Source organism: Methylosinus sp. H3A, from assembly GCF_015709455.1.
GTDB lineage: Bacteria > Pseudomonadota > Alphaproteobacteria > Rhizobiales > Beijerinckiaceae > Methylosinus.
This window is the reverse complement of sequence record NZ_JADNQW010000005.1, coordinates 2615761-2635118: the sequence shown is the minus strand read 5'-3', so window position 1 is coordinate 2635118 and position 19358 is coordinate 2615761. Positions and strand designations below refer to the sequence as shown.

General features: G+C 64.2%; 18 protein-coding genes and 1 tRNA gene. 13 read left to right on the top strand and 6 right to left on the bottom strand.

What is annotated here, in order from left to right:
- Positions 1-9: 9 nt before the first annotated feature.
- On the bottom strand, positions 10-312 hold the full coding sequence (locus tag IY145_RS15280; RefSeq protein WP_246722053.1) for a type II toxin-antitoxin system RelE/ParE family toxin: 303 nt from the start codon (positions 310-312) through the stop codon (positions 10-12).
- A 119-nt stretch (positions 313-431) separates the two neighbouring features.
- Here IY145_RS15280 and IY145_RS15275 point away from each other — a divergent pair, with 119 nt between their 5' ends.
- Positions 432-1487: an NAD(P)-dependent alcohol dehydrogenase gene (locus IY145_RS15275; protein WP_196408994.1), complete on the top strand. Its 1056-nt coding sequence runs from the start codon at positions 432-434 to the stop codon at positions 1485-1487.
- A 21-nt stretch (positions 1488-1508) separates the two neighbouring features.
- Here the strand turns inward: IY145_RS15275 and IY145_RS15270 are convergent, their stop codons facing one another.
- The 3 genes from IY145_RS15270 to IY145_RS15260 all read right to left on the bottom strand — a co-directional run bounded on the left by IY145_RS15270 (position 1509) and on the right by IY145_RS15260 (position 6259).
- Complete coding sequence (locus IY145_RS15270; protein ID WP_196408993.1) at positions 1509-2396, bottom strand: LolA family protein; 888 nt, start codon at positions 2394-2396, stop codon at positions 1509-1511.
- A gap of 180 nt (positions 2397-2576) precedes the next feature.
- Positions 2577-5105 carry a DNA translocase FtsK 4TM domain-containing protein gene (locus tag IY145_RS15265; RefSeq protein WP_409455307.1) on the bottom strand — a complete coding sequence of 843 codons (2529 nt, stop codon included), beginning with the start codon at positions 5103-5105 and terminating at the stop codon, positions 2577-2579.
- Positions 5106-5257: 152 nt separating this feature from the next.
- Positions 5258-6259 (bottom strand): peptidoglycan-binding domain-containing protein, encoded by a 1002-nt coding sequence (locus tag IY145_RS15260; RefSeq protein WP_196408992.1) that lies wholly within the window; start codon positions 6257-6259, stop codon positions 5258-5260.
- A gap of 303 nt (positions 6260-6562) precedes the next feature.
- Between IY145_RS15260 and rfbF the strand changes: the two genes are divergently transcribed.
- The 5 genes from rfbF to IY145_RS15235 all read left to right on the top strand — a co-directional run bounded on the left by rfbF (position 6563) and on the right by IY145_RS15235 (position 11171).
- Positions 6563-7336 carry a glucose-1-phosphate cytidylyltransferase gene (rfbF, locus tag IY145_RS15255; RefSeq protein WP_196408991.1) on the top strand — a complete coding sequence of 258 codons (774 nt, stop codon included), beginning with the start codon at positions 6563-6565 and terminating at the stop codon, positions 7334-7336.
- The gene (rfbG, locus tag IY145_RS15250) at positions 7333-8445 is read left to right on the top strand and encodes a CDP-glucose 4,6-dehydratase (RefSeq protein WP_196408990.1); all 1113 of its coding nucleotides are present in this window, start codon (positions 7333-7335) and stop codon (positions 8443-8445) included. The genes rfbF and rfbG overlap by 4 nt, the downstream gene beginning before the upstream one ends.
- Positions 8442-9818 carry a lipopolysaccharide biosynthesis protein RfbH gene (gene rfbH / locus IY145_RS15245; protein ID WP_196408989.1) on the top strand — a complete coding sequence of 459 codons (1377 nt, stop codon included), beginning with the start codon at positions 8442-8444 and terminating at the stop codon, positions 9816-9818. Before rfbG ends, rfbH begins: the two co-directional genes overlap by 4 nt.
- 220 nt (positions 9819-10038) lie before the next feature.
- Positions 10039-10389 (top strand): hypothetical protein, encoded by a 351-nt coding sequence (locus IY145_RS15240; protein WP_196408988.1) that lies wholly within the window; start codon positions 10039-10041, stop codon positions 10387-10389.
- Between the two features lie 284 nt (positions 10390-10673).
- Positions 10674-11171: a sigma-70 family RNA polymerase sigma factor gene (locus IY145_RS15235; protein ID WP_196408987.1), complete on the top strand. Its 498-nt coding sequence runs from the start codon at positions 10674-10676 to the stop codon at positions 11169-11171.
- Positions 11172-11254: 83 nt separating this feature from the next.
- Here the strand turns inward: IY145_RS15235 and IY145_RS15230 are convergent, their stop codons facing one another.
- Positions 11255-11998, bottom strand: coding sequence for an SDR family NAD(P)-dependent oxidoreductase (locus IY145_RS15230; protein ID WP_196408986.1), 744 nt, complete (start codon positions 11996-11998; stop codon positions 11255-11257).
- Between the two features lie 22 nt (positions 11999-12020).
- Positions 12021-12770, bottom strand: a complete 750-nt coding sequence (locus IY145_RS15225) for a glucose 1-dehydrogenase (protein WP_196408985.1) — start codon at positions 12768-12770, stop codon at positions 12021-12023.
- 82 nt (positions 12771-12852) lie between these two features.
- Between IY145_RS15225 and IY145_RS15220 the strand changes: the two genes are divergently transcribed.
- The 7 genes from IY145_RS15220 (at position 12853) to IY145_RS15190 (ending at position 19358) form a co-directional block, all read left to right on the top strand.
- Positions 12853-13251: an ArsR/SmtB family transcription factor gene (locus IY145_RS15220; RefSeq protein WP_196408984.1), complete on the top strand. Its 399-nt coding sequence runs from the start codon at positions 12853-12855 to the stop codon at positions 13249-13251.
- A 205-nt stretch (positions 13252-13456) separates the two neighbouring features.
- On the top strand, positions 13457-13774 hold the full coding sequence (gene rplU, locus IY145_RS15215) for a 50S ribosomal protein L21 (RefSeq protein WP_024878998.1): 318 nt from the start codon (positions 13457-13459) through the stop codon (positions 13772-13774).
- 152 nt (positions 13775-13926) lie between these two features.
- Positions 13927-14196 carry a 50S ribosomal protein L27 gene (gene rpmA / locus IY145_RS15210; RefSeq protein WP_196408983.1) on the top strand — a complete coding sequence of 90 codons (270 nt, stop codon included), beginning with the start codon at positions 13927-13929 and terminating at the stop codon, positions 14194-14196.
- Positions 14197-14387: 191 nt separating this feature from the next.
- Complete coding sequence (locus IY145_RS15205) at positions 14388-14990, top strand: GNAT family N-acetyltransferase (RefSeq protein ID WP_196408982.1); 603 nt, start codon at positions 14388-14390, stop codon at positions 14988-14990.
- Positions 14991-15003: 13 nt separating this feature from the next.
- Entirely contained in the window at positions 15004-16071 is a 1068-nt protein-coding gene (gene obgE, locus IY145_RS15200) for a GTPase ObgE (RefSeq protein WP_196408981.1), read from the top strand.
- Positions 16072-16183: 112 nt separating this feature from the next.
- Positions 16184-16259: transfer RNA gene (locus IY145_RS15195), tRNA-Lys, on the top strand.
- A gap of 1038 nt (positions 16260-17297) precedes the next feature.
- On the top strand, positions 17298-19358 hold the full coding sequence (locus IY145_RS15190; protein ID WP_246722051.1) for a TonB-dependent siderophore receptor: 2061 nt from the start codon (positions 17298-17300) through the stop codon (positions 19356-19358).

Sequence of the window (19358 nt, the reverse complement as noted above, 5' to 3'; positions counted from 1 at the left end):
GCGCCTTCATCAGTGATAGTCGACGAAATCGACATCTTCCGCCGCGCCGTCCTGGAAACGGAAAACGATCCGCCAGTTCGCCCGCACCGTCACCGCCCAAAAACCTTTCAGCTCTCCTTTGAGAGCGTGGAGACGGAACGTCGGCTGATCCAAGTCCTCCGCCCGATCCGCAGCATCCAGAAAGGACAGAATACGGCGAATGCGCTCGATCAAATCGGGCGGCAATCTGCTCCCGTCGTCACTCTCGAACAACCGCCGCAATCCCTTGTGCCGAAAGCTCGCGATCATGACGATTTGTAACTTGTAACGCAACAGGTGTCAAACTCGAGCAGGCCTCATCTTCGACCCGATCGCCGAAACATGCTATTGGAAACCGCGTCCGCCCGAGGCGAGCTCCCCATTTCTCCCTTCGAATAAACCCGAGGCTTACCATGCCCACCAAGGCCTATGCGGTCCAATCCGCCACGGCGCCTTTCGCGCCCTTTTCCATCGAGCGCCGCGCGCCGGGACCGAAGGATGTCGCGATCGACATTCTGTTTTGCGGCGTCTGCCATTCCGATCTCCACACGGCGCGCAGCGAATGGCCGGGCACGCGTTACCCCTGCGTGCCGGGCCATGAGATCGTCGGCCGCGTGACCGCCGTCGGCGCAGAGGTGACGAGATTCAAAACCGGCGATCTCGCCGCCGTCGGCTGCATGGTCGACAGCTGCCGCCGCTGCTTCTCCTGCGACGATGGGCTCGAGCAATATTGCGAGCATGGCTTTGTCGCCACCTACAACGGCCCGCTCGACGGCTCCGGCGAGAACACTTTTGGCGGTTATTCGGCGGCCGTCGTCGTCGACGAGCATTTCGTGCTCACGGTTCGCCACTCGGAGGCGCAACTCGCCGCCGTGGCGCCGTTGCTCTGCGCCGGAATCACCACATGGTCGCCGCTCAAACATTGGGGCGTCGGGCCAGGCAAGAAAGTCGGAATCGTCGGCATCGGCGGGCTCGGCCATATGGGCGTGAAGCTCGCCCATGCGCTCGGCGCGCATGTCGTCGCCTTCACCACCTCGCCGTCGAAGCGCGAGGCGGCTCTCGCGCTCGGCGCCGATGAGGTCGTCGTCTCGAAAGACCCGGAGGCCATGGCGGCGCGGGCCAATAGCCTCGATTTCATTCTCGACACGGTCGCTGTCTCCCATGATCTCGACGCCTATGTGAATCTGCTGAAGCGCGACGGCGTGCTGACGCTCGTCGGCGTGCCGGAGACGCCGCATCCCTCGCCTTCGGCGGGCGGGCTCATCTTCAAGCGGCGGCAGATCGCCGGCTCGCTGATCGGCGGCATAAAGGAGACGCAGGAGATGCTCGACTTCTGCGCCGAGAAGGGCATCGTCGCCGATATAGAGACGATCGCCATGCAGGAGATCGAGACGGCCTATGCGCGCATGGTGAAGAGCGATGTGAAATATCGCTTCGTCATCGATATGGCGACGCTGAAAGCCGCGTGAGCCTCGCGAGGGCTCGCCCGCTCAATGGAAATCGAGCAGCGAGCCCTTGTCGATCTTGAACAGATTGGGGTCCGGCGAGCGGCTGCGGTCGACGTTGAAGAGCGACACCAGAGTCTCATAGCCCTGCGGGTCGGAGACCTGCCACTGCTTCAGCGTGAATGTCTTGGAATCGAAGATCAGCTTGATTTTCGACGTGCCGCCGAAGGTCGCCTTGTCCTCGATGGAGATGGAGGCGCCGGCGTCGTCGATGACGACATCGACGAGCTTCACGTCCTTCTCGAGGTCGATCTTCTCATTGAGCAGGAATTTCAGCGGCGTCTGCGAGATGAAATAGAGATCCTGCGTATTGAGCTTGCGATCGCGCACGGCGACCTGCGAGCCGTCGGAGACGACCTCCATCGTCGCCGGCTGCGCATATTCGAAGCGCATGCGCCCGACCTTATGGACATAGAGCTTGCCCTCGGCTCTGCGGCCGTCGCCGCCGATCTGCACGAAATCGGCCGTCATGACGGGAGAGGAGTTGAGGGAGGCCTCGGCGCGCTTGATCGCCTCCTCGCGCGTCAAGGGCGCCTGCGGCTGGGCCGCGACAGCGACGGCGGCCGCGGCTCCGCCCACGGCGGCGGCGCCTATGGCCGCTTTGGCGGCGTCCGGAACCGCGGGAGCGGGCGGCTTGGCGGCGGGAGCGGCGGCTTTGGGGTCGGCCGGCTTGGGGTCGGCAGGCTTGGCCTGCGCGGTTTTGGGATCAGCGGGCTTCGGCTTCGCTTTGGCGTCGGCGACCGGCTTGCCCTTGGCCGCCGGCTTGCCCGCCTGAGCCTTGGCGGCCGGCGGCTTTTTCGTCTGCTCCACGGCCTGAGCGCCGGAGGCGGCGAGAAGGGCGAGGACCAGCGCGGCGGCGAGAGGCGATTTCACAGGATTGGGTGCTCCGGACGATTCGGCGCGGCCGATCGGGGCCGTGCGCCGTCCTCACTAGGACGGCGATATGGCTAATGTTGGATCATATTCGGCGAGATCGATTGCGTCGCCCTGACGTCGACCGTCCGCCTCTCGAGGCGCGTCCCTTCCGTCATCGACAAGCGAAGCAGAAATCCCTCACGCCGCGTCTATATCGAACGCCCCGCGGTCTATCCCGCCGCCCACGAGAATCTCGCGCTTGCCGGCGTGATTGGCCTGGCCCACCACGCCCTCGCGCTCCATCTGCTCCACCAATGACGCGGCCTTGTTGTAGCCGATGGACAGGCGGCGCTGAATGTAGCTCGTCGAGCATTTGCGGTCGCGCAGCACGATCGCCACGGCGCGATCGTAGAGATCGGCGCCCTCCTCCGCATCCATGGAGCCCGGCGCCGCGCTCTCCACGGCCTCGTCGGAGGGCTCCTCCTCCGTGGTGATGGCGTCGAGATATTGCGGCTGACCTTGCGTCTTCAAATGCGCGACGATCTTCTCGACCTCGGTGTCCGAGACGAAGGGCCCATGCACGCGCGAGATGCGGCCGCCGCCGGCCATATAGAGCATGTCGCCCTGGCCCAAGAGCTGCTCGGCACCCTGCTCGCCGAGAATGGTGCGGCTGTCGATCTTCGACGTCACCTGGAAGGAGATGCGCGTCGGGAAATTCGCTTTGATCGTGCCGGTGATGACGTCGACCGAGGGACGCTGCGTCGCCATTATGAGGTGAATGCCGGCTGCGCGCGCCATTTGCGCGAGACGCTGGATCGCGCCCTCTATGTCCTTGCCGGCGACCAGCATCAGATCCGCCATCTCGTCGACGATGACGACGATGAAGGGGATCGGATGCAGTTCCATCTCCTCGCGCTCGAAAATGGCTTCGCCGGTCTCGCGGTCGAAGCCGGTCTGCACCGTGCGGGTGATGACCTCGCCTTTCGCCTGCGCCTCGACGACGCGCTGGTTGAAGCCCTCTATATTGCGCACGCCGAGCTTGGACATTTTCTTGTAGCGGTCCTCCATCTCGCGCACCGCCCATTTGAGGGCCACCACCGCCTTTTTGGGGTCGGTGACGACGGGCGTCAGCAGATGGGGAATGTTGTCGTAGACCGAGAGCTCCAGCATTTTGGGGTCGACCATGATGAGGCGGCATTCTTCCGGCTTCATCCGGTAGAGCAGCGACAGAATCATGGTGTTGATGGCGACGGATTTGCCCGAGCCCGTCGTGCCGGCGACGAGAAGATGCGGCATGCGCGCGAGATCGACGATGACCGGCTCGCCGCCGATCGTCTTGCCGAGCGCAATGGCTAGGCGATGCTTGGTCTTCTCGAAATCCTCGCAGGCGAGCAGCTCGCGCAGGAAGACGGTCTCGCGGCGTTGGTTCGGCAGCTCTATGCCGATGGCGTTGCGGCCGGAGACGACGGCGACGCGCGCCGAGACCGCCGACATCGACCGGGCGATATCGTCGGCGAGGCCGATCACGCGAGACGATTTGATCCCCGGCGCGGGCTCCAGCTCATAGAGCGTGACCACCGGGCCGGGACGCACATTGATGATCTCGCCCTTGACGCCGAAATCCTCGAGCACGCCCTCGAGCAAACGCGCGTTCTGCTCCAGCGCATCCTGCGAGATTTTGGCGGCGGCCGCCTGTTTCTTGGGCTCGCTCAGCAGCAGCAGCGGCGGCAGCTCGTAGCGATGCTGCTCATTGCGGCTCTCGAACAGAGTGGGCTGGCGCTCGCGCATCACGCGCTTGCCCTGCTTCAGCGGCCCGACCGGCTCCATCACGCGCGCCGAGGGCTGCGGCGGCTCGTCGTAATCTTCCTCGCGCGGCGCGGCGGCCGCTGCGGCGGCGCGCGCGGGCGCCGGCGGCGGGACGAAGGAGAAAGCGTCGAAAACCGGCTCGCGGCGGGCGGAGAGCAGCGGCGGCCCCGAGGGCTCATCGAATTCGACCGGCTTGCTGCGGCGCGACAGAAGCGCGGCGAGGCGGCGCGAGACGAGCGTCTTGATCGTCAGACCCGCGTGAATGAGCGCGCCGAGCGACACGATGGCGACGCCCGGCTCGTCGTCCTCGTCTTCGTCGACGCGGCGCTCGACGGGCTCGTCCTCCGGATGGCTCGTCGCGGACGGCTCGAAACCAAAGCCGGCGGCGCCGGTGAGGGCGAGAATGGCGGTCCCGGCGCCGATCAGCGCAACCACGGCCATGGCCGCCGCCGATTCGCCGAAGAAGCGGCGCGGCAACGCCAGCACGGCGTCGCCGAGCACGCCGCCGAGCCCTGTGGGCAGCGGCCAGCGATCGGTGACGGGCAAAAGCGAGACGACCGCCGCCGCCGAAAGCGCGCCGACGATCCACAGGCCGAAGCGCAGCAGTGGCCGATGCAGCGCGCGCTGCGTGACCAGCCGCAGGCCCTGGGCGGCGAGCGGCAGTATCGCCGCGATCGCCGCGAGACCGAGCATCTGCATCAAAATATCGGCGGCGACCGCGCCGCCGGAGCCGAGCAGATTGCGCACCCGCCCAGTGGTCGCATGGTTGAAGGAGGGATCGCGCGCCGACCAGGAGACGAGCGCCAGAGCCGCTGCGACCGACGCCGCGATGAGCGCCGCGCCGGCGAGCTCCGCAGCCCGCCGCGCCGTGAATTCGCGAACCGGCTCGGAGACGTGACGGAATGCGTTGCTGCGCATCATGACGAACGAGCCCACTCGTGCGATCGAAAACAGCGAAAAGCCCCGGATGGGGGCGTCCTCACCTGACGTGACGGCCGAGGGTAGGCAGGCGGGGTTAAGGGGCGATTAACCCTGACGCCGCCTCGGCTCGCCGGCCGGCTCCGACCGCGCGCTCAGATCGGGCCCGACTCGGGCGGGCCATAGCCCATCTCCGGCAAGGCGTAGACCTGATAGCTATAGACGTTGTTCAGTGCTTCCTCCGGCGTCATGCGCCGGTAGTCGTGTTTTCCCGCTTCGCGCGCCGCCCCATTCGGCTTGGGATGCGGCGTGCTGACGTGATCGATCACGCTCCCGGATCGGAAACGGCCGCCACAATAGTGACCCAGCTCGTGGATGATCACCGGGAGGCTGCCGAACCGCTCGTTGGCGACATAGACATATGCGCCCTGCTCGCCGGATTCGATTTCTGCGATGCTGAAAGAATACCCGCCCACATGCGCGTAGGCGAGAGCGTCCTCGCGATAGTGATCCGATAGTTGGAAAAGCGGGAAGCTGCCGGCGATGAATCTGCTCAGGGCGGCGTTCATCCTCTGGTAGACCGTCGACACCGCGTCGATATTCTCTAACGGATAGGCCGACTTGTGGAATTTGAAATGCCAATCCGCCTCGCGTTTCAGCTGCGCGTTGGAGAATAGCGAGCTCGGCAATGCGTAGGAGGACCGCACGACCGAAAGGCGGTGGAGGGCGTTCATCACCCGCGCTCGCGCGACCGGAGCCTGTTTCCGCGCGATCTCCAGCAAATCGGTTCGGCTCCCCCAATTGGCGATGACATTCCTCTTGTCGATCGTCCATTTTCCTGGATCGACGCGTCCATCCGGGCGCCAGCCGTCATGGAATTGCGGATTTGCCGGAAACTGCTTCTTTTGGAAGTCGAGAATGGCGCCTCTCGTCAGCGGCCCGCATATGCCGTCTGTCGCCAGCAGTGACGCGGGACCGCCGTTGATCTTCGGAATCTTATCGAGAAGCTGCTGAATTTTCAGCACGTCCGAATAGGAATTGACGCCGCCGAGGCCGACCGATTCGGAAATTCGAACCTCGTCCGGCTTGCGCGCCGGCGGCGCATCCGCGGAACGATAGTCGATGATTCCGTGCGACTTGCAGATACACCAACGCATTCGCGGCCCCCCGCCCTCGATCGAGACGACTGCTCAAATCCTCCTTTGACCGATCCGACGATCGAAGGAGGACGATCTGAACGATTCGGACCCTCGGGCCACAAAATCCGCGTCGATCGCCGAGCGGCTTTCTCGCCCGCCACAATGCGGGATAATGTGCGCCCACGCACAAGAGGACGCAAGGATTCCGCCCCAAGCCTATCGCGCCGAGCGACAGGCTCGCGCAAGGCGCGCGGCTAGACTGCGTGAAAGGCGCGTCCCGATTCGCCGAGGACCGCCCTCGCATTCTCGAGGAGACCGCGCGTGAAGGCCGTAATATTCGCAGGCGGTCTCGGCACGCGCCTCAGCGAGGAGACCGACAATCGCCCCAAGCCCATGATCGAGATCGGCGGCAAGCCGATCCTGTGGCACATAATGAAAATATACTCGCAGCACGGGGTCAATGAGTTCATCGTCTGCCTCGGCTATAGAGGCTATTTCATCAAGGACTATTTCACCAACTACTTCCTGCATATGAGCGACGTCACCTTCGATCTCGCCGAGAACAAGACGATCGTCCATAATAAAATGGCCGAGCCTTGGCGGATCACGCTGGTCGACACCGGCATAGAGACGATGACCGGCGGGCGCCTCAAGCGCATCGCGGATTATCTCCCCGATAACGAGCCCTTCTGCCTGACCTATGGCGATGGCGTCGCCGATATCGATATCGCTGGCGAGATCGATTATCACCGCGCCCATGGCCGGCTCGCGACCATGACCGTGGTGCGTCCGCCCGGCCGCTTCGGCGCCGTCACAATGGATGGCGACGACATTCTCTCTTTCGATGAAAAGCCGCGCGGCGATGGCGGCTGGATCAATGGCGGCTTCTTCGTGATGTGGAAGAAGGCGCTCGATTATATCGACGGCGATTTGACCGCGCTCGAGCAGCAGCCGCTGACCCGCATCGCCGCCGATGGGCAGCTGCGCGCCTTTCGCCATGACGGTTTCTGGCAATGCATGGATACGCTGCGCGACAAGCGTTTCCTCGAGCAATTGTGGAACGGCGGCGAGGCGCCCTGGAAGGTCTGGGCGTGAACGCCTCCTTCTGGGCCGGCAAGCGCGTCCTCGTCACTGGACACACCGGCTTCAAGGGCGGCTGGCTCTCCTTATGGCTCATGCGGCTCGGCGCGAATGTGGCGGGCTATGCGCTGGCGCCGCCGACCGAGCCCAGCCTCTTCGCGCTGGCGCGCCTCGACCAGAAGACGACCAGCGTCATCGGCGACATTCGCGACGCCGAACGGCTGGCGCGCGCGGTGCGAGAGCTCGAGCCGCAGATCGTCTTTCACCTCGCAGCGCAGCCGCTCGTTCGCTACTCCTACGCCAATCCGATCGAGACCTTCGAGGTCAATGCCCTCGGCACGGCGCATCTGCTCGAGGCGCTGCGCGGCGCGCCTTCGGCGCGCGCCATCGTCATCGTCACCAGCGACAAATGCTATGAGAATCGCGAATGGCCCTGGGCCTATCGCGAGAATGAGGCGATGGGCGGCTTCGACCCCTATAGCGCCAGCAAAGGCTGCGCGGAGCTCGTCGCCGCCTCCTTCCGCAATTCCTATTTCGCGACGATCGAGCATCCCTCGCGCGGAGCGGCGCTGGCCACGGGCCGCGCCGGAAATGTCATCGGCGGCGGCGATTGGGCGGCGGATCGGCTCGTGCCCGATATTTTGCGTGCGCTGGAGCGCGGCGAGACGGCCGCCATACGCTTTCCGCGGGCGGTGCGTCCCTGGCAGCATGTGCTCGAGCCGCTCGCCGGCTATCTGACGCTCGCCGAGCGTCTGTGGAGCGATGGCGCGCCCTTCGCGGAAGCCTGGAATTTCGGTCCAGATCCCTCCGGCGAGCGCACGGTGGGAGAGATCGCCGACGCGCTCTGCCGCGCCTATGGCGAGGGCGGCGGCTGGACCAAGAGCGGCGGCGACGAGCCGCATGAGGCGCATTTGCTGAAGCTCGATTCCGCCAAGGCGCGCAGCCGGCTCGGCTGGCGCCCGCAATGGTCGATCTTCGAGGCGCTGGAGGCGATCGTCGATTGGGAATCGCGCCGCCGCCGCGGCGAGGATGCGGCGACCACATCGCTCGCCCAGATCGACGCCTATGAGAGACGCATGGACGCCGCGCAAAGCGGCGCGAGCACGCCCGGAGCAACGCCATGACCCCGCCCGCCGCAGCAGCCCTGCAAGCCCCCGCCAAAACGGCGGACGAGAAGGAGGCGCTGCGCGAGCAGATTTTGGCGCTCGTCGGCCGCTATGCCGAGATCGCCCATGCGACGCCGGAGTTTCGCCCCGGCACCTCCGCCGTGCCCGTGTCCGGCAAGGTCTATGGCGCAAGCGAGATGCAGACGCTCGTCGACTCGGCGCTCGATTTCTGGCTCACCACCGGGCGCTTCAATGCGGCCTTCGAGAAGGCTCTGGAGGAGTTCATCGGCGTCAGACATGCGCTGACCGCCAATTCCGGCTCCTCGGCCAATCTTCTGGCGCTCACCGCGCTGACCTCGCCGCTGCTGAAGGAGCGCGCGCTTCAGCCCGGCGACGAGATCATCACCGTCGCCGCCGGCTTTCCGACGACGCTCAATCCCATTTTGCAGAATGGGATGACGCCGGTGTTCGTCGATGTCGACATTCCGACCTACAATATCCGCGCCGATCTCATAGAGGCGGCGATCTCGCCGCGCACGCGCGCCATAATGATCGCCCATACGCTCGGCAATCCTTTCGATCTCGCCGAGGTGACGCGCATCGCCGAAAAATACGATCTGTGGCTGGTCGAGGATTGCTGCGACGCGCTCGGCTCGCTCTATGACGGGCGCCAGGTCGGCACATTCGGCGACATAGGCACGCTGAGCTTCTATCCCGCGCATCACATCACAATGGGCGAAGGCGGCGCGGTGTTCACCTCGCGCTCCGTGCTGCGCCGCAGCGTCGAATCTTTTCGGGACTGGGGCCGAGATTGCTGGTGCGCGCCGGGCAAGGACGACACTTGCAAGAAGCGCTACGAATGGCAATCGGGCGATCTGCCCTTCGGCTATGATCACAAATATGTCTATCAGCATCTCGGCTATAATCTGAAGATCACCGATATGCAGGCCGCCGTGGCGCTGGCGCAGATGGAGCGGCTGCCGGGCTTCATCGCGGCGCGCAAGCGCAATTTCGCGTCGCTGACAGACGCGCTGCGTCGATACGAAAATATATTCATCCTGCCCGAGGCGACGCCGCGCAGCGATCCGTCCTGGTTCGGCTTCGCGCTGACCTTGCGCGAGGAGGCCCCCTTCGAGCGCGAGGCTCTGCTGCGTCATCTCGCCGAGCGCCGCATCGGATCGCGGCTGCTGTTCGGCGGCAATCTGCTGCGCCAGCCCTATATGAAAGACCGCCCACATCGCGTCGCCGGCGCGCTCGCCGCCACCGACGTCGTCATGCGTCGCACCTTCTGGGTCGGCGTCTATCCAGGACTGACGGACGATCATATCGCCTATATCGCCGACGCGATCGGCGAATTCATCGCCGACTCCGAGCGCTGGCGCGCAGCCTGAGGCGCTCGCCTCGCTCAGCGGCGCGGCAAAGGCTTTTTTATCCGACGACGACGCAAAGCGAGAAGGCGCCCGCTTCTTCGAGGCTTGTCGCATCGGCGACGTGTTTCGTCTGTAGGCTTCTGTATGTAACAAAACACGTATTAGTTGTATACGAGCGGCGTCAATGCTATATCTCATCGCCATGCAGCGGATCTTCGGCCGATTGTTCGCGAGTCGCCACGTGTCGAAAAGCGTCGCGGCCCTGCTCTGCGTCATCGTCCTTCAATCACCGCTTTTTCTACGCATCCAAACATTCGTCGAGACTGGCCTCTCCCTCCCGCCGATCTGCGCTTCGACCGCGATGGGCGGAGCGGCCGACGATCCGCTTCACAAGCGAACTTGCCGCACTCTCGAATGTTGCGCGCTCGGCTGCGCCGCGCATGACGCCGCATGTCTCGAGGCCGCATTCGCTCGCGCCTTTCCCTACCCATGGTCGATGCGCTCGTCTTCGCGCTGGCCGCGCGAATCGACGGCTCGCCTCCTCGTCGCGAGCGTCGTATTCGGGGCGCGCGGCCCGCCCGCGCGCCTCTGATCTCGTTTCGAAAACCTTCCTCTATTTCAATCTGTGAGCCGCAGCGGCTCGCGCGAGCGTGGCGTCTCCCGACGTCGTGACGCGCGCCGCCTGTCGCACGGCCGAGGATTTGTCGCGCGCGACTTCGCCTTTCGCGCGCAACGCGGAACTTCGCCTTTTTTCAGAAACGACGGGAGCTCGATGGAGCTCCGCCCTCGACGAAGGGGATTTTCAATGCAGAAACCCGAGCCTCGAATTGGAGCCGCCGCTATCCTTTCTCGCGTCGAGACGAGGGAGAGCGCGCGATGAGCTCGTCCGAGAAAGTCCTCGACAAATTGTACCAAGACTACGCGCCGGCTCTGCGCCGCTTCGCGCGCCGGCGCGTCGGAGCGCAAGAGTCCGAAGACATTGTGCAGGACATCTATCTCCATGCGTTGCAGCGCGTCGACGTCACGAAGCTCGAGAGCCCCCGCGCCTATCTCTTTCGCATCGCCGCCAATCTCTCGGTCGACGCGATACGCCGCGATCGCATCCGTTCGCGCTATGTCGAAGAGGCTGCGCGCGCTGCCGATCAAGCGGAGCGATCCAATTCCGGCGACACGATCGCGATGCTGATGGAGCTGCAAAAGCTGTGCGCGTCGCTCGAGCGCTTGCCGCCGCTCTTACGTGAGATATTTCTTCTCAAACGCCTCGAGCATCTGACGAGCGCCGAAATCGCCACACGCGTCGGCATATCCGTGCGGACCGTCGAACGTCTTCTCGCCAGGGCGAATGACGAGATAAGGCGCGATTTCCGACTCTGAAGCGAGAAGCGGGCCGGCGGCGCATAACGCGATCCGCCGTCGGCGGACTATCTCCTCGACGCTCGGCCGCCGATCGTCGTCTGTCAAACGCTCGACATGCCGCCATCCACCAGGAGATCGACACCGGCCACATAGCCGTTGGTCGCGAGAAACAACACCGCCTGCGCGACTTCTTCCGGTCTGCCGATGCGCCCCAATGGCGTGCGCGTCTTCAAATAGTCGCGAAGCTCGACGACCTCGCTTTCCGTAAGACCGAGCTTGCCATAGATCGGCGTCTCCGTCGCGCCGGGACTGACCACATTGACGCGTATCCCACGCGGCGAGAGCTCCTTCGTCCAGCTGCGCGCGAAGGAGCGCACAGCGGCCTTGCCGGCGGAATAGACGCCGAAGGCCGGAGTTCCCTCGACGCTGGCGTTGGACGAATCGAGAATGATCGCTCCGCCCGCAGCCATGAGGGGCAGCGCCTTCTGCACGGTGAACAACAGGCCTTTCACATTTATGTCGAACAGGCGATCGAAATGCTCCTCCGAAATCGCGCCCAGCGGCGCGAATTCCGCGATCGCCGCATTGGCGAACAAAATGTCGATGCGTCCGAACGCTCGTCCGATTTCGGCGTAGAGCGCGTCGAGATCGGCGAGCTTCGACACATCGCCGCAAACGCCATGCGCCTTCGCGCCGATCCGCGCGACGGCGGCGTCGAGATCGGACCGGCGCCGCCCGGTGATGACGACATCGGCCCCGCGCTCCACGAAGAGCGCCGCGGTCGCGAGCCCTATGCCGCTCGCGCCGCCGGTCACGACGGCTATTTTTCCGTCGAGTTCCGCCATTGACGCGCCCTCCGCTCGTCGATCAGACGGCCACGAGGCCGCCGTCGACATAAAGATCGACGCCGGCGACATAGCTGCTCGCGTCGGAGGCCAGGAACAAGACGGCCTCCGCGACCTCCTCCGGCGCGCCGAAGCGGCCGAGCGGCACGTTGGTCTTCAATTGCTCCGCCAATTCGTCGTGCTGTTGCGTGGAGAGGCCCATTGTGTCGAAGATCGGCGTGTCGATCGGGCCGGGACTCACCACATTCACGCGAATATTGCGGCCCTTCAGCTCGCTCGTCCAAGTGCGGGCGAAGGAGCGGACCGCCGCTTTCGTCGCCGAATAGACGCCGAAGCCGGGCGTACCCACCGTATTGGCGATGGAGGAGTTGAGCACGATCGCGCCGCCGTCCGAGAAAAGCGGCAGCGCCTTCTGCACGGTGAACAAAAGTCCTTTGACGTTGATGCCGAAGAGCTGGTCGAACAGCGCCTCGTCCACGCCCTCGATCGGGGCCAGGCGGACGACCCCGGCATTGGCGAAGAGAATGTCGATGCGGCCGAAACGCTCCTTCACCTCGGCGAAAAGCCGGTCGAGGTCCGCGAGAGCAGAGACATCTCCCTGCACGCCGATAGCGCCGGCGCCGATGCGGGCGACCGCGGCGTCGAGCTCCGCTCTACGGCGGCCGGTCAGCACGACCTGCGCCCCCTCCTTCACGAAAAGCTCGGCCGTAGCGAGGCCTATCCCGCTGTTGCCGCCGGTGACGACCGCGATTTTTCCTGAAAGCCGACCCATGCTCGCGCTCCTTTCGCGCTAAATTCCATAGTTCAGGAATACTGAACTAATGCGCGAATGTCAATTCATGCTAGTCTGGCGCATGAGGAAGCTTCATCACCCGAGGCTCGAGGAGATCACCGTCGAGGGGATTCTCTACGCATTGGCGGACCCCGTGCGGGTGCAGATTTTCACGCGGCTCGCGGCGTCGGAATGCGCGAAGAACTGCTCCACCTTCCTGAATATTCAGGACGCGCCGCTGGCCAAATCGACGCTCTCGCAGCATTTCCGCATCCTGCGCGAGGCGGGCCTCGTCCGCAGCGAGCGGCGCGGCGTCGAGCTCATCAATTCGACGCGCTGCGCGGAGCTCGCGGAGCGATTCGGCCCGATGGTGCAATCGATCGTCTCCGCCTATGAACGGCAGAAGATCGAGGCGGCCGAGCTCGCCGCGACAAAGAGCGAGTGCGATCCGCCGGGCGCCGAGCCCTCCGAGACGCGATGAGCCGTCGGATCGCGGCGCCCGACGCCCGATTGACAATGAACCGGCGCCCGTTTAGGGCTATCCCGCTTCATCGCGGCGGTTTCGCCGCGATTTTCTTTTTGCGCCGGCGATAATCCGTCGCAAGGAGCGAAGCGCAAAACCGGTCAACTGCAAAAAAGCCGGCCGGCGGTCTCCGCCAGAGCCGGGACGAACACAGGAAAACAAGATGTTCGCAGTCATCAAGACCGGCGGGAAGCAATATAGCGTCACCGCCGGAGACACGATAACCGTCATGGCCCTCGAGGGCGCGGCGGGCGACAAGATCACCTTCGACGAGGTGCTGTTCGTCGGCGCCGAGGGTTCGGCCAAGATCGGCGCGCCGCTCGTCGCGGGCGCCAGCGTCACCGGCGAGATCGCCGAGCAGGCGCGCAGCCCCAAGACGCTCGCCTTCAAGAAGCGCCGCCGCCAGAACTCCAAACGCAAGCGCGGCCATCGTCAGGATCTGACGATCGTGCGAATCACCGGCATAGAGGCCGGCGCCTGAGCCTCGCGGGGCGTGGCGAAACGCCGCTGATGGGCGTATAGAGAGAGAATATGCGCGCCGCGAGAACGGCGCGCGCGACAATTCAGCGGCCGCCGAGCGCGGCCCCGAGCGGCGGGCGAGCCGGCTCGGCATGAGATTCGGGAGCGAGAACAATGGCTCACAAGAAAGCGGGCGGCTCGTCGCGCAACGGTCGCGACTCCGACGGTCGCCGTCTCGGCGTGAAGAAATTCGGCGGCGAGGCCGTGATCAGCGGCAATATCATCGTGCGCCAACGCGGCACGAAATGGCATCCCGGCCGCAATGTCGGCATCGGCAAGGACCATACGCTCTTCGCCCTCGTCGACGGCGTCGTTCTGTTCAAATCGAGCGGCGGCCGCGCCTCGGTAGCGGTCGTGCCTCCGGTGGCTGCAGCCGCCGAATAGGCGGAGGATCTGAGACCCTCCGCCGGTGTTTCGATCCCCCGGCGGATTTGGTCTCAGCGGTCGCGATAAGGCGACGCTCCAGGCGCAAAATCCGGAAAAAGGCCTCAAAGGGTCGATAGGGGAAGCGGAACGCCGCTTCCCCTTCGTCTTTTTTCGGCCTCTTTTCGCACACGGCCGCCATGGAGCCTCGGATGTTTCCGGAAATTGCCCGCGACGACATTTTCAGATTGGAGACCTCGAGACTGTGGCTGCGCTGGCCGCGCGCCGCCGACCAGGGCTCCATCTGCCGTCTGGCCGGCGATCCGGAGGTCGCCCTGCGGACCGCGCGCATTCCGCACCCATATGAGGCTTATCACGCCGAGGCCTACATCCTCGCCGTCCGCGCCGAGAACGCCAGCGGCGAGGGCCTCACCCTCGCCTTGACGCAGAAGCGCCAGGCCGACGAGGCGATCGGCGTGATCGGCGTGCATGGCTCGAATTCGCGCGGGGCCGGCATGATCGGCTTCTGGCTGGGGCGGCCATATTGGGGACGCGGACTGATGAGCGAAGCGGCGACCGCCTTCATCGATGTGGTCTTCGGCATGACGGGCCTCGAACGAATCGTCTCCTCCGCCATGCCCACCAACGCCGCCTCGCTGCGCGTCCACGAGAAGCTCGGCTTCACCCGCACGGGACAGGGGAAATTCCCGGCTCCGGCGCGGGGCGGCGAGGTCGATGTGGAGCTCTTCGACCTGAGGCGCGGCGCCATTCCGACGAACTTCGGCGCGCGGCGTCCGAAGCTGCAATCGACATGAGTTCGAAAAAGCCATGAAATTCCTCGATCAGGCGAAAATCTACGTGCGTTCGGGCGACGGGGGAGCCGGCTGCGTCTCCTTCCGTCGCGAGAAATTCATCGAATTCGGCGGGCCGGACGGCGGCGACGGCGGCCGCGGCGGCGATGTGACGGCAATCTGCGTCGACGGGCTCAACACGCTCATCGACTATCGCTATCAGCAGCATTTCAAGGCCAAGACCGGCGTGCATGGCATGGGCAAGAACCGCCATGGCGCCAAGGGCGCGGATGCGGTGCTGAAAGTGCCCGCCGGCACGCAGATTCTCGAGGAGGACGGCGAGACGCTGATCGCCGATCTGACCGAGGTGGGGCAGACCGCGATCATCGCCCGCGGCGGCAATGGCGGCTTCGGCAATCTGCATTTCACCACCTCGACCAATCGCGCTCCGCGGCGCGCCAATCCCGGCCAGGAAGGAATCGAGCGCACGCTCATCCTGCGGCTGAAGCTGATCGCCGACGCCGGGCTGATCGGCCTGCCCAACGCCGGCAAATCGACCTTTCTGGCCAGCGTCAGCGCCGCCAAGCCGAAGATCGCCGACTATCCCTTCACGACGCTGCATCCAGGGCTCGGCGTCGTGCGTGTGGACGAGCGCGAATTCGTCCTCGCCGACATACCTGGCCTCATCGAGGGCGCGCATGAGGGGCATGGTCTGGGCGATCGCTTCCTGGGCCATGTGGAGCGCTGCCGGGCGCTGCTGCATCTCGTCGACGCGACGGGCGAGCATGCGGGGCGGGACTACAAGGTCGTGCGGCGCGAGCTCGCCGCCTATGGCGCGGAGCTCGACGAGAAGCGCGAGATCGTGGCGCTGTCGAAAATCGACGCGGCCGACCCCGAGCATCTGAAGAAGCAGAAGGAGCGGCTGAAACGTGCGATGGCCTCCGCCGGCCCTGCGGGGGCCTCTGAGCGCCCTGCCCTGCTGCTCTTGTCCTCCGCCACGAGCGAGGGCGTGACGACGGCCCTGCGCGCCCTGGCTGCGGCCAAGGAGACGGCGACGCGCGACGAAGCGGCCGCGGCCGAGCCCGCGCCGGAGTGGCGCCCCTGAGGGCGCCGACAGAAATATGACGAATTTTTCTTTTCTGAGCTGGACATGAGCGATCTCATTGGGTATTTGCACGCCTCGTTCCGCTCATTCGGCGCCAGCCGAAACGACGGACGGGCGCATAGCTCAGTTGGTAGAGCAGCTGACTCTTAATCAGCGGGTCCAAGGTTCGAGCCCTTGTGCGCCCACCACTATTTAAGACGATAAAACCACCGCCTTGCACGAGCGCAGAGCGTTGGATGTAGGCGCGAGCGCCATCCGAGGTTTCATCCTCGGGGCGAGGCCCCGAAGGCCGAAATCGATCCGCAGTTGCGGACGCACGCCGCCCCGCGAGCCCTCTCGAATCATCGTGACCGAGCAGAGCTCGCCGTGAATCAGCGCGGCGCCCGGAGACGCCAGCGAACTCTCCTGCACGGCCGCGCCAGAAGTCGCGAGCCCCATGCCGCGACGCGCAGGATGCGTGCGCGCACACCATCTCGACGACGATCCGTCACGCGTTCTCATAGTCACGGGCTGCGTTCATCCGGAGGACGCAGGAGAGCGCCAAAGCGTCAGCAAAAAAGCATCGGCGACACGACCACCATGACGACAAGGACGGCAAGGACGGCAAGACTCTCGAAGACGCGCCGACGAACCATTGGTGAGCCCTCCTCACCGCGACAATCAGCATTCTTTCGCGGAGCTACTCGATATTGTTTCTAAACGTCGGATATATGTTGTGCATATATATGACTATCGCGTGAGAAAATTCCGTTTGTTCCAGCGCCCGCGGCGCAGCGCAGCTCAGTTCCGTTGCATTCCCTTCGCTTTCGTCGCGCCCACCCAAAGCCTGGGCGCCTGCTCAATATTTCGGCTGTATGCGCTGTTTATATAATTGAAATATATAATGAGTCGGCTTCAGATAGCGCGGATCGTCCGTCAGGCGACGCGCCCCTCGGCCTTGGTGAACCACATCCCCGATCGTTCGGTCGGCCTGGCGCCGACGGCCTCTGAAAATGACGGACGGAAATCGCGGAGCGACCGATTCTCACGACCGGATCGCCGATAAAAAGTGAGCGAATGAAATGGACCAGAGTGCCGGCGGATCGATCGAACGCCCGCGAAAACACGATCGACGCGCAATGCGTCTACTCCGTTCGCAGACCAACCGCCGACTCCGCGCGATCGGCATTTCGGCCGCCGGCGTAAGTCTCGCCGCGCTTTCGATATCGGCGGTCCGAGCGCAGGACATGCCGAGCGAGCTCCCGACGGTCGACATCGCCGCCGCAGGAAGCGCGCCGATCAATTCGGCGAGCGTCGAAGGCGGTTATCGCGTCGAGAAGGCCTATGTCGGTCCATTCGGCGACAAGGCTTTGGTCGATACGCCGTTTTCGATCGCCGTTGTTCCGCTCGATCTCGTGAAGAACCAGCAATTGCTCAGCCTGCGCGAAGCCTTTCGACTCGTTCCGTCCGTCCAAGGCGAAAACATTCGGCCGCAGACGCGCGGCATGCAGGCGGGCGTGGTTCAGAACACGCGCATAGACGGGCTGAATATCGCGGCGACGACCGACTATCCATTGGAGCAATTCGAGCGCATCGAAGTGCTGAACGGCTTGTCGAGCGCGCTCTATGGCCCTTCCAATCCGGCAGGCGCATTCGACTACGTGCTCAAGCGGCCGACGGAATCGCCGTTGCGCGAAGTCACTTTTTCCTATCTGACGCAAAGCGCCTGGTTCGGCCACGCCGATCTCGGCGGCTTTCTCGACCCGGAACGCCGCTTCGGCTACCGGCTGAATTTGCTCGAGCAGAATGGCGAGACCTATGTCGACGGCAGCCAATCGAAGCGCCAGCTGGCGAGTCTCGCCTTCGACATTCATGCGACGCCGAACACTGTGCTCGAGACCAATGCGAGCTTCTACAATTTCACGACCAAAAATCTGCCGGGCACATTCACGCTCGGCCGCAACGCCACGATTTTTCCTGCGGCCCCCGATCCTACTCGTCCGGGCTATGGCCAGACCTTCGGAGGCGACGACAATCAGACGGCGATCTTCAGCGGCAAGCTGCGTCACGATTTCAATCAGGATTGGCGTCTGACATTGGGCCTCTTGCGTCAAAGCAACGATCGCGCCTCGACTGTTCCGACCAATACGCTGACCGATAATTTTGGAAACTATACGACGACCGCTGCGACGACCACATTCTCCTTGGACACTGTGCTCAGCAATCAGGCCGCCATCAACGGACGCTTCTACACGGGCTCTGTCTCCCATGATGTCGTCATCGCCAATAATGGCTTTCTCTGGGATCGCTATCGCCCCTATGTGCTCGGCGCGGTCACGCTCGGCGGCGCCAATCTCGCCAATCCGGCTTTGTTTGCCGCCCGCTCCTTTCCCGATTTCAAGAATCGCTTTCTTTCGGTCGAAACCTTTCAGCAATCGCTCACCATCGGCGACGCCATCGGCTTCGGCGAACATTGGGGCGCGCAATTCGCTCTCTCACAGAGCTGGATCAATGCGCGGAACGTGAACAGCGCCGGCGTGACGACCAGCACTTTTGACACGAGCGGACTGAGCCCGACGGCGAGCTTGCTGTTCAAGCCGATGCGAAATCAGACCGCCTATCTGACCTATTCGGAAAACCTCCAGCAGGGCGACACCGCGCCGAACGGCGTCGCCAACGCCGGGGCTGTCCTCGCTCCCTTCCGCGCCAGGCAATGGGAGCTCGGCTACAAGATCGATCTCGACCGCATCGATCTGCGAGCGGCGCTGTTTCAGATCGAGCGGCCCTACGCCTATACGGTCAACAACGTCTATGGCGTCAACGGCCGGCAGATCAATCGCGGCGTCGAGCTGACGGCGTCGGGAAAGGCGACCGACGACCTCACCGTCTTCGCCGGCCTGTCGCTGCTCGATCCGAGGCTCTACGACACCGGATCGGCGCTGACGAACGACAAGCAGATCCTCGGCCTGTCGCATGTCGTGTTCAACATTCTGATGGATTATCAGATCCCATTCGCGCCCGGGCTCGCCGCCAACGCCAATATCAATTTCGCCAGCGGGAGACCCGGCAATTACGCGAATACGACCTTCGTCGACGGCTACACGGTCGCCGATCTCGGACTGCGTTATCGCACGCGACTGCTAGACCGCGCGGTGACATGGCGTCTCAACGTCTACAATGTCGCAAATGCGCATTATTGGGCCAATGTCGCGCCGACCGGGCAAAATGGCTACAACAGCACGGATTTCGGCACAGGCACGCTCGGCGCGCCGCGCACGCTGCGTCTTTCCATGCAGATGGAGCTCTGA